The organism is Streptomyces sp. TRD_SC_5, assembly GCF_056836825.1.
In genome coordinates, this window is record NZ_JBWZZS010000002.1 from 74,066 (window position 1) to 92,489 (window position 18,424).

At 66.5% G+C, this 18,424-nt stretch carries 16 protein-coding genes and 2 pseudogenes; 4 read left to right on the forward strand and 14 right to left on the reverse strand.

The features are described from left to right. The first annotated feature begins 644 nt into the window (after window positions 1–644). Entirely contained in the window at window positions 645–1,061 is a 417-nt protein-coding gene (locus AC1P0E_RS32380; protein WP_482746035.1) for a CBS domain-containing protein, read from the forward strand. A gap of 390 nt (window positions 1,062–1,451) precedes the next feature. Here AC1P0E_RS32380 and AC1P0E_RS32385 read toward each other — a convergent pair whose 3' ends face one another. Further along, window positions 1,452–1,814 (reverse strand): hypothetical protein, encoded by a 363-nt coding sequence (locus AC1P0E_RS32385; protein ID WP_482746036.1) that lies wholly within the window; start codon window positions 1,812–1,814, stop codon window positions 1,452–1,454. Window positions 1,815–2,118: 304 nt separating this feature from the next. Here AC1P0E_RS32385 and AC1P0E_RS32390 point away from each other — a divergent pair, with 304 nt between their 5' ends. Further along, a complete protein-coding gene (locus AC1P0E_RS32390) occupies window positions 2,119–2,487 on the forward strand; it encodes an STAS domain-containing protein (RefSeq protein ID WP_482746037.1) in 369 nt (122 codons plus the stop codon). Between the two features lie 269 nt (window positions 2,488–2,756). Here the strand turns inward: AC1P0E_RS32390 and AC1P0E_RS32395 are convergent, their stop codons facing one another. The 4 genes and pseudogenes from AC1P0E_RS32395 to AC1P0E_RS32410 all read right to left on the reverse strand — a co-directional run bounded on the left by AC1P0E_RS32395 (window position 2,757) and on the right by AC1P0E_RS32410 (window position 5,571). Continuing rightward, window positions 2,757–3,014: a hypothetical protein gene (locus tag AC1P0E_RS32395; protein WP_482746038.1), complete on the reverse strand. Its 258-nt coding sequence runs from the start codon at window positions 3,012–3,014 to the stop codon at window positions 2,757–2,759. 430 nt (window positions 3,015–3,444) lie between these two features. After that, window positions 3,445–3,867, reverse strand: a complete 423-nt coding sequence (locus AC1P0E_RS32400; protein WP_482746039.1) for a hypothetical protein — start codon at window positions 3,865–3,867, stop codon at window positions 3,445–3,447. Window positions 3,868–4,168: 301 nt separating this feature from the next. Next, on the reverse strand, window positions 4,169–4,639 hold the full coding sequence (locus tag AC1P0E_RS32405; protein WP_482746040.1) for a DUF5959 family protein: 471 nt from the start codon (window positions 4,637–4,639) through the stop codon (window positions 4,169–4,171). A 93-nt stretch (window positions 4,640–4,732) separates the two neighbouring features. Beyond that, window positions 4,733–5,571: pseudogene (locus AC1P0E_RS32410) on the reverse strand (IS5 family transposase). Window positions 5,572–5,912: 341 nt separating this feature from the next. Here AC1P0E_RS32410 and AC1P0E_RS32415 point away from each other — a divergent pair. Beyond that, a complete protein-coding gene (locus AC1P0E_RS32415) occupies window positions 5,913–6,893 on the forward strand; it encodes a CehA/McbA family metallohydrolase (RefSeq protein WP_482746041.1) in 981 nt (326 codons plus the stop codon). 9 nt (window positions 6,894–6,902) lie between these two features. Here AC1P0E_RS32415 and AC1P0E_RS32420 read toward each other — a convergent pair. Then, a pseudogene (locus AC1P0E_RS32420) lies at window positions 6,903–7,715 on the reverse strand (IS5 family transposase). Window positions 7,716–7,795: 80 nt separating this feature from the next. Here AC1P0E_RS32420 and AC1P0E_RS32425 point away from each other — a divergent pair. Beyond that, a complete protein-coding gene (locus AC1P0E_RS32425; RefSeq protein WP_482746042.1) occupies window positions 7,796–8,446 on the forward strand; it encodes a Type 1 glutamine amidotransferase-like domain-containing protein in 651 nt (216 codons plus the stop codon). A 46-nt stretch (window positions 8,447–8,492) separates the two neighbouring features. On the opposite strand, the gene AC1P0E_RS32430 is transcribed toward AC1P0E_RS32425, so the two are convergent. The 8 genes from AC1P0E_RS32430 to AC1P0E_RS32465 all read right to left on the reverse strand — a co-directional run bounded on the left by AC1P0E_RS32430 (window position 8,493) and on the right by AC1P0E_RS32465 (window position 18,014). Next, entirely contained in the window at window positions 8,493–8,852 is a 360-nt protein-coding gene (locus tag AC1P0E_RS32430) for a PaaI family thioesterase (RefSeq protein WP_482746043.1), read from the reverse strand. Between the two features lie 122 nt (window positions 8,853–8,974). Further along, the gene (locus AC1P0E_RS32435; RefSeq protein ID WP_482746044.1) at window positions 8,975–10,195 is read right to left on the reverse strand and encodes an MFS transporter; all 1,221 of its coding nucleotides are present in this window, start codon (window positions 10,193–10,195) and stop codon (window positions 8,975–8,977) included. Further along, entirely contained in the window at window positions 10,192–11,322 is a 1,131-nt protein-coding gene (locus AC1P0E_RS32440) for a GNAT family N-acetyltransferase (protein WP_482746045.1), read from the reverse strand. Before AC1P0E_RS32440 ends, AC1P0E_RS32435 begins: the two co-directional genes overlap by 4 nt. Further along, on the reverse strand, window positions 11,312–12,544 hold the full coding sequence (locus AC1P0E_RS32445; RefSeq protein ID WP_482746046.1) for an ATP-grasp domain-containing protein: 1,233 nt from the start codon (window positions 12,542–12,544) through the stop codon (window positions 11,312–11,314). Before AC1P0E_RS32445 ends, AC1P0E_RS32440 begins: the two co-directional genes overlap by 11 nt. Then, window positions 12,544–13,896, reverse strand: coding sequence for an aldehyde dehydrogenase family protein (locus AC1P0E_RS32450; protein ID WP_482746047.1), 1,353 nt, complete (start codon window positions 13,894–13,896; stop codon window positions 12,544–12,546). Before AC1P0E_RS32450 ends, AC1P0E_RS32445 begins: the two co-directional genes overlap by 1 nt. Continuing rightward, window positions 13,893–14,363, reverse strand: a complete 471-nt coding sequence (locus AC1P0E_RS32455) for a cupin domain-containing protein (RefSeq protein WP_482746048.1) — start codon at window positions 14,361–14,363, stop codon at window positions 13,893–13,895. The genes AC1P0E_RS32450 and AC1P0E_RS32455 overlap by 4 nt, the downstream gene beginning before the upstream one ends. A gap of 125 nt (window positions 14,364–14,488) precedes the next feature. Further along, on the reverse strand, window positions 14,489–16,621 hold the full coding sequence (locus AC1P0E_RS32460; protein WP_482746049.1) for an AMP-binding protein: 2,133 nt from the start codon (window positions 16,619–16,621) through the stop codon (window positions 14,489–14,491). A 25-nt stretch (window positions 16,622–16,646) separates the two neighbouring features. Next, a complete protein-coding gene (locus tag AC1P0E_RS32465) occupies window positions 16,647–18,014 on the reverse strand; it encodes a His/Gly/Thr/Pro-type tRNA ligase C-terminal domain-containing protein (protein WP_482746050.1) in 1,368 nt (455 codons plus the stop codon). Between the last annotated feature and the right edge of the window lie 410 nt (window positions 18,015–18,424).

An 18,424-nucleotide genomic window follows, 5' to 3' on the forward strand; every position in this document is an offset into this window, starting at 1 on the left:
GCGACGTTGGCTACCACGCTGGACCAGGAACGCGCGGTTCCGTCCACGGAACAAGCTCGACCTGGCCGATGTGACTGTGTTGCATGAGGCGGTTTGGAGCCTCCCCCTCAAGTTCAGGACACAAGACCAGCAAGATTCATCTGGCCTGCGACGGCCTGGCCGAACAGCTCCTCGCACACCTCGACCTGCGCGCCTCCGGGATCAACGCGGCCATCGCCGCCCTCATCCGCGACGCCGGCAACCCCACGCTGACAGTTGCCCTGTGTCAACCGTTTGTATACAAGCGGTACTGGGGCTGCGGCGCAGCCGCCTGGCACGGCCGGGCCACGGCGTTGATGAGGCTTCTTGGAATGCAAAAGCCTCATCAGAGTCGATCGTGGCGAGCCGAGGGTCGGCCCAGGGCGTGCGCCAGCCGACGGCGCAGCAAAGCATCCGCCCTCGCAGGGTGATCGCTGCCCGCATGAGCTGCTTTCTCCATCAGCGCGGTCGGCCGCGCTGAACGAGGAACCCGCCGCGTCATCATCCGGGTCTGCTGGCCGCCCCCGGGTGTTACTCGTCGCGCACAAGCGGGCACCCGTGTTTCCACCCGCCCCGACGGGTGCGGACACACCACGTACGCAAGGACTTAAGGGAGGCAACCCAGGATGACGACGGCTCGAGAGATCATGACGGAAGGCGCGGAGTGCATCGGTGCCGAGGAGACGGCACTCGACGCGGCGAAGAAGATGACCCAGCTAGGGGTGGGCGCGCTCCCGATCTGCGGCACCGACGACAAGCTCAAGGGCATGCTCACCGACCGCGACATCGTCGTAAAGGCCCTCGGAGCCGGCAAGGACCCGGCCCAGACCAAAGCCGGCGACCTCGCCCAGGGCGAGGCGGTCACCATCGGCGCCGACGACGACGCCGAGGAGATCCTGCGGACCATGACCGCGCACAAGGTCCGCCGGCTGCCAGTGATCGACGGCCACCGCCTGGTCGGCATCGTCGCCCAGGCCGACGTCGCCCGAGCCCTGCCCGACCCCACGGTCGGCGACCTGCTCGAAGCGTTGTCCACCGACTGACGCCCGCCTATCTGGAACAGGCTGATGCCGCTCCCGCACATGCACCGGCCCGCCCAGAGGGAGGGGTTACCCAGCCAAAGCCCCAAGGCGACAGCTGGGCAGGGCGGATTACGCGAACCGGTAGATCCCCTGTGCCCCCATGACGAGAGCCCTCGCGGCGGGACGTGACGGCCACCGCGGGGACTCTCGCCTGCCGCATCCACCCAAGGTGCACGTAATCGGCCCAGCCACTGTCCCCTGAGCACCCCGTCACCATGGCGACGCCACGGCCGAAGTCACCCGGGCAGACCGATGACCGTGAAGGCGGGGGTGAGGGCGCAGGAACAGCGGCGGTGGCCTCGTCGCCCTCGACGAGCGCGGGCACTTCGCTCTTCAGCGCCGCCGGTGCGGTCAAGGCGCCAGGGGCTTGTCGTCGGTGTGGCCGCATACCCAGGCCAGGGCGTCGTGGACACCGTGAATGTAATCGCGGGGCACGGTGCGCTGGGTGGAGTCTTCAATCTGCACGGTGGCGGCGTCCGCCTCCGCAATCAGCACCTCCATTGCTGGTGCCCCGTCCGTTGACTGCGCGGTGATGGGCGCGGGCTCCCCACGCCCCAGCGCCCAGAGGTACCCAGCCAGAGCACCCCGGGCATACTGCGTCTGCTGATCCGGCCCGGCAGCGCCAGCCTCCAAACACTCGAAGGCCCGTTCGACCTCCGTCAAGTCACGAACTCCGGTCTTCGCCTGCGTCGCACTGAGCGGATACATCGTCATACAGATATGACTAACCCCGCTCACTCAGGCCATGTCACGGCGCACCCGGCGCTCACCCGGCAACCGGTAGCCGCCCCGGCGCACCCAACCCCATGCGAATACAACCCGTATGTACGGGCAGCGCGATACGACGGCTCGCTCAGTCACCCAGGTGACTACCCGGTCCTGTCGAGGGCGGGCACGATGCAACGGAAGGAGCGGTGCACCTGGGGAGGTCGGCCGCTCCTTCCGTTGCTCCCAGGGGAAGGCGAAACGCGTACGCAGAACCTTTGACAGTCGCCTGCGTCCTCGACACGCTGTGAACATGGAAGAGGACCTAGGCACCCAATCCGCGCATTCTGTGCCGGCCCGCAAGCGGTTCGGGGTGTCCAGCACCACCACCGGCGGCTCGACCACGGTGTTCGTCGCCGGGGAGATCGACTTCCAGACCTCGCCACAGCTCGGCACCATGTTCACCGCCGTTCTCTCCCACCACGGCCCTCGCACCAAGGTCGACCTCAGCCAAGTGTCCTTCTGTGACTGTGCAGGATTGAACGTCCTTCTCCAAGCCCGCGCCCAGGCCACAGACGCCGGGACGCACTTCAGCTTCACAGGACCCGTCCCACCCGCCGTCGACCGGCTGCTCCACGCAACTGGCACCTCCGCCGTACCACCAGTCACACCAGCGGCCTGAAACGCCCAACTCAGCCAGCCGGCCACACGGTCAGAGCCCATCAACCCTCACGCTCCTGTCGTCACGACTCGAGCAGCGACGCCTTGCATTGCCTTGCGGGCCAGCCGTCACCAGCCGGTTGACCAGCTCCCGCTCTACACCGACGGAGTCACCGAACGCCGACAGGGCTCGGCCATGCCGGGTGAGGACGGCATCCGGCGCTCCCTCACGCGTACGCGCCATGCCTCCGTCACCGCTACGGTCGCCGCACTGGAGAAGGACGTCATCACCTACGGCCCACAGCCCCCGACGACGACTTCGCGATTCTCGCCCTCCCCATCCGCGCTGCGGCTGTCGCCGGCCTCTACCTCCAGGCGGAGGCTGAACGTTCCATCCTCGTTGACGGTGAGAATGTCCAGGTCCTCACTCTGACCCAGCGTTGTGAGCTGGGGGTCGGCCGGGCGCAGCTGCTGTATGAGAGCGGCCCGTTCGGCGTCGGTCACCTCGTGCAGGAACGTGCCCGGAATGGTGATGACGAAGGTGGTCATGCAAGCTCCCTTTTCCCGTGCCAGGCTTCCCGGCGCTCCCGCAAAGCGGCACGCGCAGCAAAGCATCACCACCCGCCCACGCCACAGGGCCGCCTCCCTCACCGGCCAGGCGAACATGTTCGGCCCAGGGCCGTCCAGCCCCAGCCCCGCGTGCCCGCCCGCTGGGTCATCGCTGCGCCCCTCTGGGGTAACGGCCTGCCGCACCAGCGCACACAACACGCAGTCGTCACCGCCGTGCACCGGCGCCTCCAGCCAGTACGCACACGCCGACAACCCCGCAGCGATCTCACCATGGGAACCTTCCATGCCTGGTCAACGCCCTGCGGCCGAAGCAGGAACGCGAGACGGCAGTACCGCAACCTCACCGATACGCAGCCGTTAGCAAGCTCAATGAGTGGCCGGCCCAGGCTCTTCGCCTACCCGGGCCGGCTCACCGGCCCTTCGTTCGCCCCCACGACCGCCTCGCCAAGACGCCACGACACCCGTGCCCCCAGGGGCGCTCGAAGTTCACGTACCAGTTCCGCAGCCCGGCGATCGTGTAGAAGGCGTTGACGCTGAACCACGCCGCCGACCGCTTCCACAACAGCAGCTCAGTCTCCTGCCACCGGCTGTCCGCCAGCCCCCACACACCGGTCGCCATCGCGTCGAACGCCTCCGTGCGCACCGACCGATCGCCCTCCGCGCGGGCCCTGACGTACAGCGCGGGCCAGCGGGTCTCGGCTCCCGGCGAGCAGGCGGCCACCAGGGCCTCGCTGGTGTCGGCGACGACGCGCAGCGCGTGCTCGCTCCACACCCGGCCAATGCGGTGCACATCCCGCCGTACGACCGTCTCCCCTTCTTCGAAGGTTCGCATCATGCCCTCCTGGGTGTTGGCGCCGGCCGGGGCGACCGGTCAGGCGCAATCACCTCAGCGCGGCCCGGCCAGGGTGGGCAAGCCGCTGTTCGGGCTGCGGCTTGCCCAGGCTCCCCTTTGAGCTTGCCCAGCAGATCAGGCTGGCTGAACGGCATCGGTCTTGGGCGGCCCGCTCCCTCATCAGCTACCTCCTCTCCACCAGCGACGCCACCGAGGACGACGTACTGCCGATGCTCAAAGAGCGTTTTGTCCCGCCAAGGTTGTTTGAGAAGTGAAAGCGTTCGCGGGCGGACGACGCGATTCAACGCTTGCGGCTGGGACTCCACTCGTAGGCCATGGGAGCCGTCTCTACGACTTCACTCGGCCAGGTTTCTCGAACGTGCTCGAGTCGCTGGTGATGCTGCTGGATCCAGGTCTCCTGCGGCTGGAGCCAGAGCATTGCGGTGAGGCGGTCGGGGTCGTCCACGGTCACGGACAAGGCGCGGTCCTCGTACATGTGGAAGACGAGGCTCAGTCCGCGGTCGCCACCGATGCTCGCGTCCGTGCCCGGCGCGAGCCGGGCCAGGTCGCGCTGCCAGGCGTCGAGGTCCTGTTGGAACAGGAAGAGTTCAAGCCGGGCGTCAACGAAGTCGCAGGAGGCCAGGACATCGGCCCGCAGGATGTCGTGGCCGGTCAGCACCCCCGGCTGGTAGCGGCCGGTCACTCGGACGACGCAGCGGTTGCCGTCCGCATCTTCCAGGTGGATCAGGTCCACTGCGTCCGGTTCGGTCACCGCCGGCCTCTCTCTCGTGATGGTCGCATGTGCATCCTCTCGCATCACTGGCTGGGCTTGTCCGCCTGGCCGGGGCTGCCTCTCGCTGGGCCGCTATGCGTCTTTCCAGTTCGGGGTGGATTCTCGGGTCAGCCTGCGGCTCATGACGTCGATCATCGCGACGCGAATCATGGCTTCTGAGCGGTGGGGGTGGGCCTCGTAGTCACGGGCGAGCCAGCGGTGGTGCATGAGCCAGCCGATTGTCCTCTCCACGACCCAGCGCCTGGGGATGACTTTGAAGCCCTTCTGATTTGGGTCGCGGCGGACGACGTCGACGTCGATGCCCAGGCGGCGCCGTGATCGATGACTTTGGTCCGGTAGCCGGTGTCGGCCCACGCCTTCGTGACGCGCGGGTGATCCTTGGCGATATTCGAAAGCAGGTGGATGCCGCCGGCGTTGTCGGAGACGCTGGCGGCGGTGACCCAGACGGCCAGGAGGAGGCCGAGGGTGTCCACTCCGATGTGGCGCTTGCGGCCAGCGATCTTCTTGCCCGCGTCAATGCCCTGGCCGGCGGCCGGGACGTTGGCGGAAGTCTTGATGCTCTGCGCGTCGAGGACACACGCACTCGGTTCGGCGTCCCGGCCCTCCGCCTCTCTCACGAGTCGGCGGAGGAGTCCGTTGAGCTGGTCGAACACGCCGTCCTTCTGCCAGGCCGCGAAGTACCCGTACGCCGTCTCCCACGGAGCGAAGTCATGAGGCAGGTACCGCCATGGGATCCCGGTCCGGTCGACATAGAGGATGGCGTCCATGATTCGGCGCAGGTCGTGCTCGGGTGGCCGGCCGATGTCCAGACCCTTCCACCTCCGCTCGGCCCGCCAGGCTGTCAGAATTGGTTCCAGCAGTTCCCATCGGGCATCGGACAGGTCACTCGGATACGGCCGTTGTCGAGGCATGTTTCGGTAGTACCGCCGGCAGCCCCTCGACTGCAGGGCGCAAACAGGGCTGAGCGGGGGCGCGTTGGGATCAGACGGGAGCGAAGGGACCGAAACGGACCCTCGACAGTCATCACCAGCCGCAGACAGCGCGGTGGTGGCCAGCAACCTCAACAGTCCCAGGCAGGTCGACCAACCAAAACGCAGCCAAACACCCCTGGCAGGATAAAACGCTCTTTAACTGATCGTTTCAGAATGCGATCTGACCTCTCGACTGAGACGTCGATCAGTGGTGCAACGGAACTGGTAGGTCTGGTTGCGCGTTGGCTCGACAGGACTTTGGGGGGAGAACCTTGTCGAACTTGAGCTTCCCGCCGACGCCGGCGGTCGGATGCGGGGCGGCCTGGTACCGCGGGGACTGCCATGTCCACTCGGTTCACTCGGACGGGGAACTCACTCCTGAAGAGTTGGCCGTTCGTGCGCGCGCTGCCGGGCTCGACTTCATGGCGACGACGGAGCACAACTCAGCTGCGGAATCCGGTGCGTGGGGGCACCTGGCTGCCGATGACTTCTTGATCATTCTCGGTGAGGAAGTGACTACGCAAACCGGGCACTGGCTCGCGCTCGGCATCAACCCCGGCGAGGTCATCGACTGGAACCACCAGGTCAGGGACGGGCTGGTCGATCAGTGCCTAGACCAGGTCCATCAAGTCGGAGGGCTGTGCGTGGCCGCGCACCCGCGTGCGCCCTATCCGTCGGGCGACTTCATGTTCCCCTTCCGGGGCTTCGACGTGGTGGAGGTCTGGAACGGACTGTGGACTTCGGACCGACCTTGGAACGCTGACAATGAGACCACCCTGGCGGAGTGGGGGCGGAGCCTCGCAGCGGACATGCACACGGGCTCGTGGCGGCCGGCGATGGGCAACAGCGACACGCACTTGGAAGGGCAGATCGGCATCCCTCACACCCTGGTCTTTACCGAGGAGCTGAATACCGAGGCGATCCTGGCCGGGATCCGTGCCGGCCGCAGTTGGATCGCCGAGTCGGCGGACGTGGACGTGACGTTCACTGCCAATGCCGATGGTCACGTTGCCGGGGTGGGAGAACAGCTCACAACTTATGGTGGGCAGGTCGAAGTGCAGGCAGCAGTGCGAGGCGTGCCGGTGGGCACTGTCAGCTTCCACACCGATGGAGGAAAGGTTCACCGGGCGTCTCTCCCGGGCGACGGGGCAGGTGTGGTGCAGTGGGACACGACGGCGGAGGAGTCAATGTTCGTCCGCATCGAGGTCCGCCGTCTCAACGGGGACGTTGCCGCACTCACGAATCCGATCATGCTCGTCTGACCACTCGTTTCACCGTACGGTGCGCAGCGAACGGAGGCAGATGAGGCTGCAGGCCAGTTCGAGCAGGCCCTGATGGAGGTCGGCGCGCCGTTCGTAGCGGGTCCCGGAGCCGTTTGAACTGGTGCAGCCAAGAGCAAAGGCCCTCTCTACCACCCATCGGACCTTGCCGAGCCCTGAGCCGTGGGCCACGCCACGTCGGGCGATCATCGGTCTGATGCGACGCTTCCACAGCAGGCGGCGGTACTTGTCGAAGTCGTAGCCCCGGTCGGCATACACGTGCCGCGGCTTGCGGCGAGGTCGCCCTCGCAGCCCCCGGATCGGCGGAACCGCGTCGAGCAGCGGCAGGAGCTGGGTGACGTCGTGGCGGTTGCCGCCGGTGAGGGTGACGGCGAGCGGGGTTCCGTGCCGGTCGACTATCAGGTGGTGCTTGGAGCCAGGACGGGCGCGGTCGACCGGCGAAGGGCCGACGTGATCCCCCCTTTGAGGGCCCGGACATGCGAGCCGTCAACAGCGCAGTGATCCACGTCCAGAAGGTCGGCGCGGCGCAACTCGGCCAGCAAGGCCGCGTGCAGGCGCGGCCAGACGCCGGCCTCGGTCCAGTCCCGAAGCCGGCGCCAGGCCGTCACCCCTGAGCAGCCCACCGTTTCGGCCGGGACATCACGCCACGCGACTCCGGTCCGTAGTACGTACATGATCCCGGCGAGTGCCGTCCGGTCGGGAACGCGCAGTCGCCCGGGATAGCGGGCGACGCCGCTCAGGAGCAGGGGGCAGCAGCGGAGCTACGCGCTCCCACAGGTCATCCGGAACAAGATCAGCACGCACCCGGACACCCTGCCCACGAAGATCACCGGGCGCAAGACTTGCGACTCAACTCATTCTGAAACGATCAGTAAGGTTCACAGATGCGCATGTATCTTTCCTCCTTCCGCGTCGGTGACCACCCGGAGCAGATGCTGGCACTTCTGGGTAGTTCCGCCAATGTTGAAGTTGCAGTGATCGCCAACGCGGTCGACGCCCTGCCGAGCGGCGAGCGTCAGGCTGCTGTCGAGCGGGAGTTCAGCGCACTCGCTGAGCTCGGCCTACGGCCGGTCGAGTTGGATCTGCGAGCATTCTTCGACCGACCCGCGACCTCCATTGCAGCCGCTCTGGCTAAGTTCTCTCTGATCTGGGTCCGCGGGGGCAACGTATTCGTCCTGCGTCACGCCTTGGCTCGAAGCGGTGCCGACCAAGCTCTGGCCAAGCTGCTGTGGCAGGATGCGGTCGTCTACGGCGGCTACAGCGCCGGAGCATGCGTCCTGGCACCTGACCTTCACGGGCTGGAATGGTGTGACGATCCAGAAGCGGTGCGGGCTGCCTACGACGCCCAAGCTCGCTGGGACGGACTCGCTCTTCTCAATTACATCGTGGTACCGCACATTGACTCTCCAGGCCATCCCGAAACCGAGATCCTGGACATCGTGGCCGACTGTTACCGAGCAGGAGGTGTCGCCCATCAGACTCTCCGCGACGGACAGGCCATCGTGATCAACGGAGCAATCACCTCTATCCACTAACCCCGGTGCGCCGTGCAATCACCGTCACCAGACACACGGCGTGTACTCATCTCGCAGTGGCAGCGTTCTCCGTGACATCGATGAACAGCCCCACGGCTTCGGCGTGCGCCGTCCCCGCGATCAGTACCTGGGCACTGGTGTATACCTTACGTCCGTGTACACCGGTGCACCGGGCGCGCACTTCAAGGTCGCGGTCGATCGGTACGGGCGCGAGAAAGACTGCCTCCAGCCGTGCGGTCAAGCATCTGCGGTCCAGTAGCCGCCACAGGACGAGGCTGATCACTTCATCCAGCAGCGCCGCTACCACCCCGCTGTGAGCCAGCCCGGGAGGCCCCTGGTGCGCTGCGTTCAGGCGCGCCGTCGCGACCAACTCCTGCGGGTCGTCGTTGACGACATGGACGTGCAAGCCTCCCGGCATGGTGCTGCCGCATCCGAAGCAGGAGGCGTAGCCCGGCTCATGCGGTGCTTCGCCTGGTGCCCGCGCCGTCGTCGCGGGCGATGGGACGACAGAACCCGGAGGCGGGGTGATCATGCCGCTCTCGCCGGGCGGGCGGCCGCAGTGGTACCACCCGCCGCAAGCAGGAAAAGCGCACCCAGCAGTGCCCATCCGAGGCCTCCAGAAGGCAGTACCACGGCGGTCATGAGCAGTGGCCCGACGGCCCGCTGGCTGCCGAATCCCAGACTGAAGAACGCCAGGTACTGTGAGCGTTTACGCGCTGGAGACACGACGTACGACAGTTCCCAACTTGCCGCGATGAGCATATTTTCCGCCAGTGTCAGGATGACGACTCCTGCTATGGCCCCGGTCACTGCCAGGGCTGTCCCGGCGACGGCCGCTGCGGCGAAGAATGCGCAGGTGAGGACGAGCAGCCCGCAGGCCCAGCGAATGGTGCGGACAGAGCGGGCCAGCCCCTGTACGGACCGACCTATATAGCCCTGGAGGAGCGCGGTCTGGACGGTGTTGACAGCCAGTAGCGCTGAGGAGAGCGGGGCCGGTAGGTCCAGTACCTCGACCACCCACAGGGGCACCAGGACGAAGAGAATGGAGTCGTGCAGCATCGCGAACGCGTTCGCTACGACGAGTCCGACGAACCGCCGGTCACGGTAGGGCGCGGGAATCTCCGGGGCGGAATGGTCCACCACTTCGACTGCAGGTTTGTGGGCCGTGACCGTAGCAGTCACACGCCGGATCGCCAGGCCGGTGGCGATGAACGAGACACCGTTGACGGCGAACAGGATCTGGAACGCCGGTGCCCAGTTGAGTGCCTGGACGCCCGCTGCGAGGAGGAATCCGGCGCTGAGCCCGATGTTGCGTATGGCCCGGATCGATGCCATGGTGACGCTGCGTTGCTCGGCGGGCACTACGTCGCCGATCACCGCCTGGAACAGCGGGGCGCTGGCCGCGTCGGCGGCAGCGAGCAGGCAGGTGAGTCCGAGGTAGGCCGGATAGTCGTCGACCAGTGCATAGCCCGCGTATCCGAACGCGCGCACCACCAGGAGCCCGATGAACACCCGGCTGGCACCGATCCGGTCGGCGAGCTTGCCCATGGGCACCGGACTGAGCAGACCGCAGACGCTTCCAGCACCCAGCGCTACGCCCACAGCGACCACCGGCAGCCCGACGACCTGCACGAAGTACAGCGTCGAGGCCGCAAGGAACATGCCGGTTCCAAGGGAGTCGACGGTGCCGCCGATCGCGAGGATACGCCCATTGCGCGAGGGCGGGATCATCCAGCGGAGGCCCTTCACAGCCAGCCTTCGCAGGCGGAGGTCCACACCAGGTCGTCACCGGGCAACTCGGCCCGGAGCTCGTCGACGCGGTTGACGTTGTACGACTTGGTGGCCGCAGCGTCCCAGGCCCCGGCGCGGGTCGGGACGGCCCACATCGGGCGGACAGTGGCCCCGCGCCGCGCCTTGGCGTGGTACGCGCCGGCGCCGAGATGCAAGGCCGTGACACCGTCGGCGTATGCGTCTCGGATCGGTTGATAGCAGCTCAGCTGGAAGTACTCGCCCACATGAGGTGCCCGCTCGTAGTCGAATCCGACGGCGCGCATGAAGGCGGTCTCCCCCTCGGTGAAGATGAGGGAGAATCCGATCGGCTGCTCTTCCGAGTCCATGCACAGGTGCAACTGGCCGGTGTCCCGTGCGGCGCGGCTGAGTTGTTCCAGCCATAGCGTCATCGCATCGGCCGAGGCATGCACGCCGTGCTTCTGCTGGGTCGCTGCCAGGAGTGCACCGCAGCGCCGGTATTCGTCCGACAGCTGTGCTCGGCGCAGGTGCAGACCGGCTGACTCGAACTCGCGCAGGTCGCGCCGCACCCTGCCCCTCCTGCTGCCGGGCAGTCCCGCCAGGTAGTCGTCGAAGCCGTTGCCGGGCAGGTCGATGACGCACTCTCCGTTGAGCAACCGCGGGACGACGCCGGTGCGTCGGGTGAGCAGGGCAGCGTCTGCTGAGGTGGTGTAGAGCCACCACGCCAGCCCGTCGCTCTGCTCATCGGCAATGTCCTGTACCGCGTCCAGCAGCAGTTCCAGCGCCCGGGCGTCGGAAAACAGCGGCGCGCTGTAGAAGCCGCGTGAGCTGCCGACCAGAGTGATCGGCCTGTCGCCTTGGTCCAGAGCGTCGGGAAAGAGCCTGCCGGGCGTGTAGTTGCCACTGCTGGGCCGCTCCACGACAAACACCGCAACGGCGCCGACCAACTGGTCGCCGGCGCGCACGCACACGTAGTGAACCCGTCCGCCGTGCTCTTGTTCGCGTTGGAAGTCCAGCCAGCGTGTCCCCGCGTAGAACGATCTCGTCGCCGCCAGTGCGTCCCAGGTCAGACGGTCGCTCTCGTCGAGCCGCTCCAGGATTTGCACCTTCAGTGACTCAGTCGACATACAGTCCCCCCTGTTCCATCTCGCGGATGCTCCGGTGGTCGCGTTCGACTTCGGCGAGTCCGCCCGCCAGTGACACGAACCCCGGTGCCGATGGCAGGTCCACGGTGAGAGGAACCGTCTGTCCAGTGACAACCTTTGTGGTCAGGGCGACGAAGGTGGGCAGCGATTCGATGCGCTGCTGCCACCCGTCTCTTCGGCCGGGCTTGGGCTGCCTGTTGATCAGCCAGACGTTGCGTACGTGCTGGGAGAACGCCGCGCCGGTGTCGGAGAATGCGTGGAACTCCTCGCGGCTGGTCAGCGCGACGGCGAGCTCCTGGATTTGCGACGTGCCGCTGAACTTCTCCGAGACCCAAGGGAGGAAGCCGCCCATCAGCCGGGCGGCGCTCTCAATCAGCACGGGCCCGTCGGCGGTCAGCATGACCTCGGTATGGCCTGCGCCGTTGGCGATGCCGAGCGCGGTGACAACGTCGCATGTGTACGCCGCCACCTGCCGCGCATCGCCGTCGGTTAGGGGCAAAGGTTCCTGAAAGTCGCAGATCGGCGCGCCGTTGGGACCTGCGGTGCGCACTGAACGCCAGACGTCGACCACCTTGTGGACGCCGTGGACGCTCACCGTGTTCACCATGAATTCTTCGCCCTCCAGGAACTCCTGGACGAGAGCCTGTTCATTGGTGGCGCCGAAGAAGTCGACAGTGCCGATCAGTGCCGCGCACCGGCTCGCGACCTCCTCCGCGGTGCGGCAGACGGACACGTCGTTCGTGCCGGCGCTCGCCACCGGCTTGACTACGATCGGACGGCTCCCGCGCGCGGTGAACCAGTCCACAGCCTGCCCCGGATCGCCGACGATCGTGGTTGCCGGAGCGGCCAGGCCGGCCGCACGTACCTGTTTGGCCATGGCGAACTTGTCCCGCCTGGCTGCGACACGGGTGATGTCGTTCCCCGGAGTGCGGAGTTCGTGGTTCAGAGCGTCGGCCAGCTGGACGCCCGACTCCGCACCTGCGATGACCTGGCTAATACCCAGCTTGCGCAACTTCGTCACGACGATGTCGAGATCTGCGTGGTGGCCGAGATCGTGCAGGTAGGGAGCGGGGTTGAAGACCCGCTGATAGGCCACCGGCGGGTGGGGGTCGCTGGCTATGTGTACACACTGGGTGCCACGCTCGGTCAGCGCGGCGACCAGGAACCGGGCGGTCGCGTAGCCGTCGACAATCGCGACTGTCATCACCGGGCTCCTCGCAGTGCGGCCGTGATCGTCTTAGGCCGGGTGTACTCGCGCAAGGCCAGCACACTCAGGTCGGTTCCGTGTCCGGAGTCGCCCCGGCCGCCGTGCGGCAGCTCAGCGGTCTGGACCAGGTGGCAGTTCACCCATACCTCGCCCGCGTCGATCCGGCGCGTAAGGGTGAGCGCGGAGGCCAGGTCCCGGCTCCAGACGCTCGCGGCGAGAGCCTGGGGCGTGCTGTTGGCCAGTTCCACGGCGTGCTCAACGCTGTCCGCCCGCTGCACGGTGAGGACGGGTGCGAAGACCTCTTCCGTGATCGCGGGGTCGTCCTGGGGCAGCCCAGCCAGCAGGGCGGTCGGCCGCCAGAAACCGTCCCGCTCGTCGGCAGGCACATCGACCCCGCCGCGAAAGACCGTCTTCGCGCGGGTAGTACTGAGGATCCGGTCGTACCGGGCAGCCTGGTCCGCGTTGTTCAGCGGCCCGAAGTCGACACCGGCGGTTTGCTCGGCCATGGCCGCGCCCAGCTGTTCAACGGCCTTGTCGTAGTGCTCTTCGAGCACAATCACACGAGCGGGTGCGGCGCAGCTCTGTCCAGCGTTGTACACCGATGCCGCGACGACATCCGTCCAGGTGTGCTCAGGTGCGTCCGCCAGGACCACGACCGGGCAGTTGCCGCCCAGCTCGAGACTGGTGCGTTTGAGCCCGGCGCGCGCTACGACGTCGGTTCCGCCGCGCACGCTGCCGGTGAACGCGACCGCATCCACATCGCTCTCGACCAGGAGCTGTCCCGTGGTGCGGTCGCCGGTGAGAGCAGTGAGCACGCCGGAGCCCAGAGTGCGGTCGGCCAGTTCGGCCAGGAGCAGTGCGGTGTCCGGTGTGGATTCAGCCGGCTTAAGTACCACGGTGTTGCCGGTCGCCAGCGCGGGTGCCAGTCGCCAGACCGCCATCATCAGCGGATAGTTCCACGGCACGATGACGCCGACAACGCCGATCGGCTCCCAGCGCACCCAGCTCTCGTGGCCGTCGAGGAGCCCGCCTGCTGCAGGGCTCAGCTCTGTACGGGCTGCCTGTGCGTAGAACCGGATCAGGTCGACAGCCTGGTCGACTTCGTCCGTTGCCTCCGCCACGGGCTTTCCCGTACCCGCTCGCTCCGACGTGGCGAACTGCTCCGCGCGGGAGCCGATCGCGTCGGCCAGCGCGGACAGCCGCTCCGCGCGCGCCCTAGGCGTGAGCGCCCGCCAGGCCCGCAGAGCAGAGCGGCAGGCGCGAACGGCGCCGATGACCTCGGACTCACGGCTCAGAGCGGATTCGCCGCGGCGACGTCCGGTACGAGGGTCGAGGAGTACCAGCGTCACTGCCCGTCTCCGTTGCATTCGATGCAGGGACAGTGCGGACAGTCATCGGCGTGCAGCCGCTCGGGCGCCAGAACACTCTTGTCGCAGATGAGGCAGGTCAGGTCCCCGGCGTCAGCTATGACCTCCTCGTAGGCCACCGGCGCCATGCGGTCGTCGGCGTCGATCGCCTTGTGAGGCGCCCCGACAGCGATGATCACATGGTCGGTGATCGCGCCGACGGCGTGCGGTACGGAGCCTTCGATGAGAAACGTCTGGCCGGCTCGTGTCTCGTAGATCTTGCCGTCGTAGGTGATGGTGCCGATACCGCCGACAACGGTCAGGATGTGGTGGCCCGGGTGGGTGTGCGGCGCGAAGCCGGCGCCGGCGGGCAGCCTGATCAGGTCGGCGCCGATCTCACCGTTGGAGACCAGTGCGAGGCCGGTGGCGTCGGCACCGTGCACGTCGACGGGCAGCGGGGCGTGTTCCACTCTCAGATTGGTTTGACCGTCTTCCACGTGACCGTGGGCCCACTTGACGATGTTGAGGTCACGGGAGCGGTGAAGCGAGCCGTACATGTTGCCCTTTCAGTACTAAATGGTGTTGACCGGGCGCGTTACTTGGAGGCCCAGACGACCCCACCGAGGTCGTGTCGGCCCGCGTGCAGCGCGGAGAATCCGCCCGGGCGGAGTCCCGCCTGCTCGAACATGGCCATCCACTCCCATCGGGTGCGGAAGCCGCCGCGGTCCCACCAGCCGCCCCAGAGCGAGCACAGGTAGTCCAGCGCCCACGGCGTACCCTCCGTGGTGGTCGGGCTGGCCCCCTCGGAGAGGATCAGCCGCCCGCCGTCATTGAGCAGTGCGGTGAGCCGACGGAGCGTCTTCTCCTTGTCGGCGACGCAGTGCAGGACGTTGGTGGCCATGATCGTGTCGAACTGGCCGAGGCCGGCGGGTGCCTCCTCGTCGAGATCGAAGACGATGCCTCGGCCCTGCCAACGGCCCCGTTCCACGAGCTGCGGCACCCGGTCGGACCAGACGAACTCGCCCTCCACGTGGCCGTCGATCAACGACGTCGTGTTGCCGACGCCGGAGCCAAGTTCCAGCACCCTGCCCTGGAGGAAGGTGCCCGACTTCACTACGTCGGCCATCAGTTCGGCATAGCTGACCAGCGGCCACTGGGTGTTGAACCGGGCCCAGAGGCCGCGGTGCTGGTGCATCATCTGCTCGCCGCTGCCGGAGCCGTCGGCCAAGACTGGCCAGAACTCGGCCAAGGCGTCGAAGCACTCGTGTGCGGCAGTGCGGGGATGCGCGGCGGGGCGGTCGGACTCGGGGTGCGTGTGCACGAGCGAGACGGCCTGGTTGTACATGTGCGCGGCTTGGGCGCAGTCCGGCTTGTGCGGGCTGGAGATGATCTTCATCGCGGTGGCCCGTGCGTAGTCGAGGATCTCCTCGTACTGCTCGGCGTTGTCGCGCCGGACGGCCAGGGGCAGGCCCATCTCTCGGCGGCGGGGCTTGCCGGTGTCGGTTGTCAGCACTTCGCCTGAAGTCACCACGGCTGGACGTACCCTTCTGTCGTTGAACACCGCGCGGAGCTGCGCGATGTCGTTCTTCTCGAACACCAGACCGATCTCCTGGCCGAGAGCCGGATCACCTACGGGCACCGCGGCGAAGTCACCGCTCAAGCCCGCAGAGCGCCAGCGCGCCTCTATGTCGATCGGGTAGTACTTCTCACCGCCTCGGTTGAACGTCTCGACGCGGCGTCCGCGCAGCACCAGGAGGCCGTCGCGCGACTCGCCCATGTCATTGGTGCGCAGCCAGCCGTCCTGATCGATCGTCTCCGCGGTGATGGCTGGCTCTTCCCAGTACCCGGTCATCAAGTCCGGGGAGCGAAGCCACACTTCCCCGCTGCGCAGTTCGAACTCCGTTCCCGGCAGCGGAAGGCCGACGGGCGGTGCGTGCTCGACGTACTGGCGCACGAACTCGCGGTCGTCCAGCGTCGGTGTCACGAAGCTGAAGTTGACCGCCTCGGTCATGCCGTACCCCTGACGCAGCCGAGGACCGTAGAGACGGTGGAACTCAGCCGCCAGGTCGCTGGAGAGTGGCGCGGCCGCGGTGATCAGGTAGTCGAGGGAGTCCGGCCAGGCGGGGCGTGCGCGAACCAGCTCGTGCAGCAGCGCCGGCACGATGGACGCGGTACGCACCCCCTTGGCGGCCAGCTCGGCGAAGTAGCCCGCAGGGCTGAAACGGCTTTGAAGCATGAGCGGTGCGCCGGTCAGCCGTGTACCGAGGAGTGACATCATCAGCGCGTTGACGTGGTAGAGCGGCAGGCACGTGGCATGGGGGCGGTCAGGTGAGAACCCGTGCAACGCGGCCACTTTGGACGCATTGCCCGTCACAGCATCGCGGCTGAGCATCACACCCTTGGGGCGTCCAGTCGATCCGGAAGTGAACATGATGAACGCCAGTCCGCAGGCATCCTCATGGTCCGGCCGACCGCCGTGGGGCTTGGTGATCCGAATCGGGCCCGGGGCGGATTGCGGGGTATCCACCACGGCTGAGGCATAGACCCGGTCGATCAGCTGCCCCACTTCGGCATCGGTGGAGCGGGGATGCACCGGCACCGACACCAGCCGCAAGTCGAAGCAGGCCAGCAGCACGTCGGCGAGTGCGCCCCCGTTCGGCAGTCTGATTACGACCCGCGCGCCTTCGGGAAGCGCGCGCAACGAATCCACCCACTCGGGGTGAGTCATAGGAGATCCTTGTTCGTAGAGAGGGTCAGTCGCCGATGAAAGGCAGACGGCGGTCCTGAGCGAGAGGCCCGGCCGCGCATCGGCGAATGCGTTCGCCGTGCAGGCGTACGAATTCGTCCGGCGTCATCGCATCCGCAGTACGAGTGGCATCCTGGATCAGCGGCTGCTGCGACAGTTCACGATCACCGATTACGGTGAAGAACGGCCGCCATGCCTGATTTCCCTTGGTTAGGCGCGCCCCTATCGGACGACCGATATCGGTATCGGTGGCGGCGCGAATTCCCGCATTCCGCAGTTGGGCGGTGATCTCGCCAGCGCGTTCCACATGGGCTTCGCGCAAGGGAACAACGGACACCTGGATGGGTGCTAGTTCTACAGGCATCACCCTACGACTGATACCGGATATGCCGCGTCCAAGTATCAATGGAAGCATCCGGGACATTCCCATTGCGACACAGGCATGGATGACCGTCGGGTGGCCTCCACCATCCAGTCGGATATCGAACCGGGTCGGGTTCACGTCGTCCATCTGCAAGTTGTAGAGCATGACGTTGTCGTAGCCCGACCACACGAGCACGCCCGACTTCTGCGCATAGTACTTGGATTGATTCGGTAGGCGCCGCACGACGGTGATACCGCCTGCCGCCTTTCCGGCCCTCGCGTAGAATTCCTCGTTGTCATTCGCTGTGCCCGCCACCGAGTCCAGCACGTGGACGTAGTCCTCATCGAACCAGAACCGAGTGGACTCCGCCGCCAGTTCCAGTGCGTGCAGATAACGGTCGGCAGCGCTGTCCTGCGTCGCCAGGATGTGGATGTCAGGGACCGTGAACTGCCTTACCCGCTGAATGCTCAGCTCGCCGGTACGGAAGTTCCGGAATACGGGCTGCGGGCTGTACACCGCGTACGGCAGCAGGTCCGGTGCCAGGGTTCGACCCTGCAGCCACCCGAACAGATTAGGGTCGGCCGCGTAGCTGAGCCGCAGTCCTTCGCGGTCGGCCAGGGTGAAGGTGCGCCCTTGCAGGTGGTAGGGCTCGATCAGTTCGGCCATCGCCGCGCCGCCGCTGTCGAAGACCAGCGGAAAGTCGATGCGGTTGACATCGAGTGCGGCAAGGTGGGCCATGTTGAAGGCATCGACGGCCTCTTCGAACACGTTGCCCGCCGGCAGGGTCGTTAGGAAGCCTTTCGGCACACCCCGACGGCTGACCATATGGAGCTGTTCAGCGGCTCGCATGACGTCGTTCTTATTGCATCGCGGAACGACTTCGATGTCCGCCACGGCGGTGGTACTGATACCAGCGTCCGGGATCGACAAGAGCGCCTGTGCACTGTCCGACTCCGAGCCGGCCCACATTTTGTGCCCGTGGCCGTCGAATATCAGCACATCAGCAACCACGTTCGCGCCCCTCGATAAGCCACCAATATCCCTTGGGGCAAATTCCATGCATTGTTAGTGAGTTACTACTTAGAAGGATGGAACTCTAGCTCGAACCCCTTGGAGTTCCTGACGGCTCACCTGAAACCGAACTTAGCACGGTGATCGACTTTCGGGAAGGGGTGTTCGATATCCGTACCCCGACAACGAGGCATCGATGGCGAATGGCTGACCTCCGTGACGGTTCGCCTGTGATGTCCTTATCGCCTACGAGTCAGGCCACTGCCGAGCTTCCGCCGGGTCAACCTGCGAGGAAGAGGGTGGACGAGGCACTGAGCCTCCGCCAACCTGAAGCCGCAGCTCAAAGGGCTGGTGTGACCGGTGCTCTGGGTACTCGTGCTGGTCGTGGGAGTCTGCGGAGAAGATCGTCT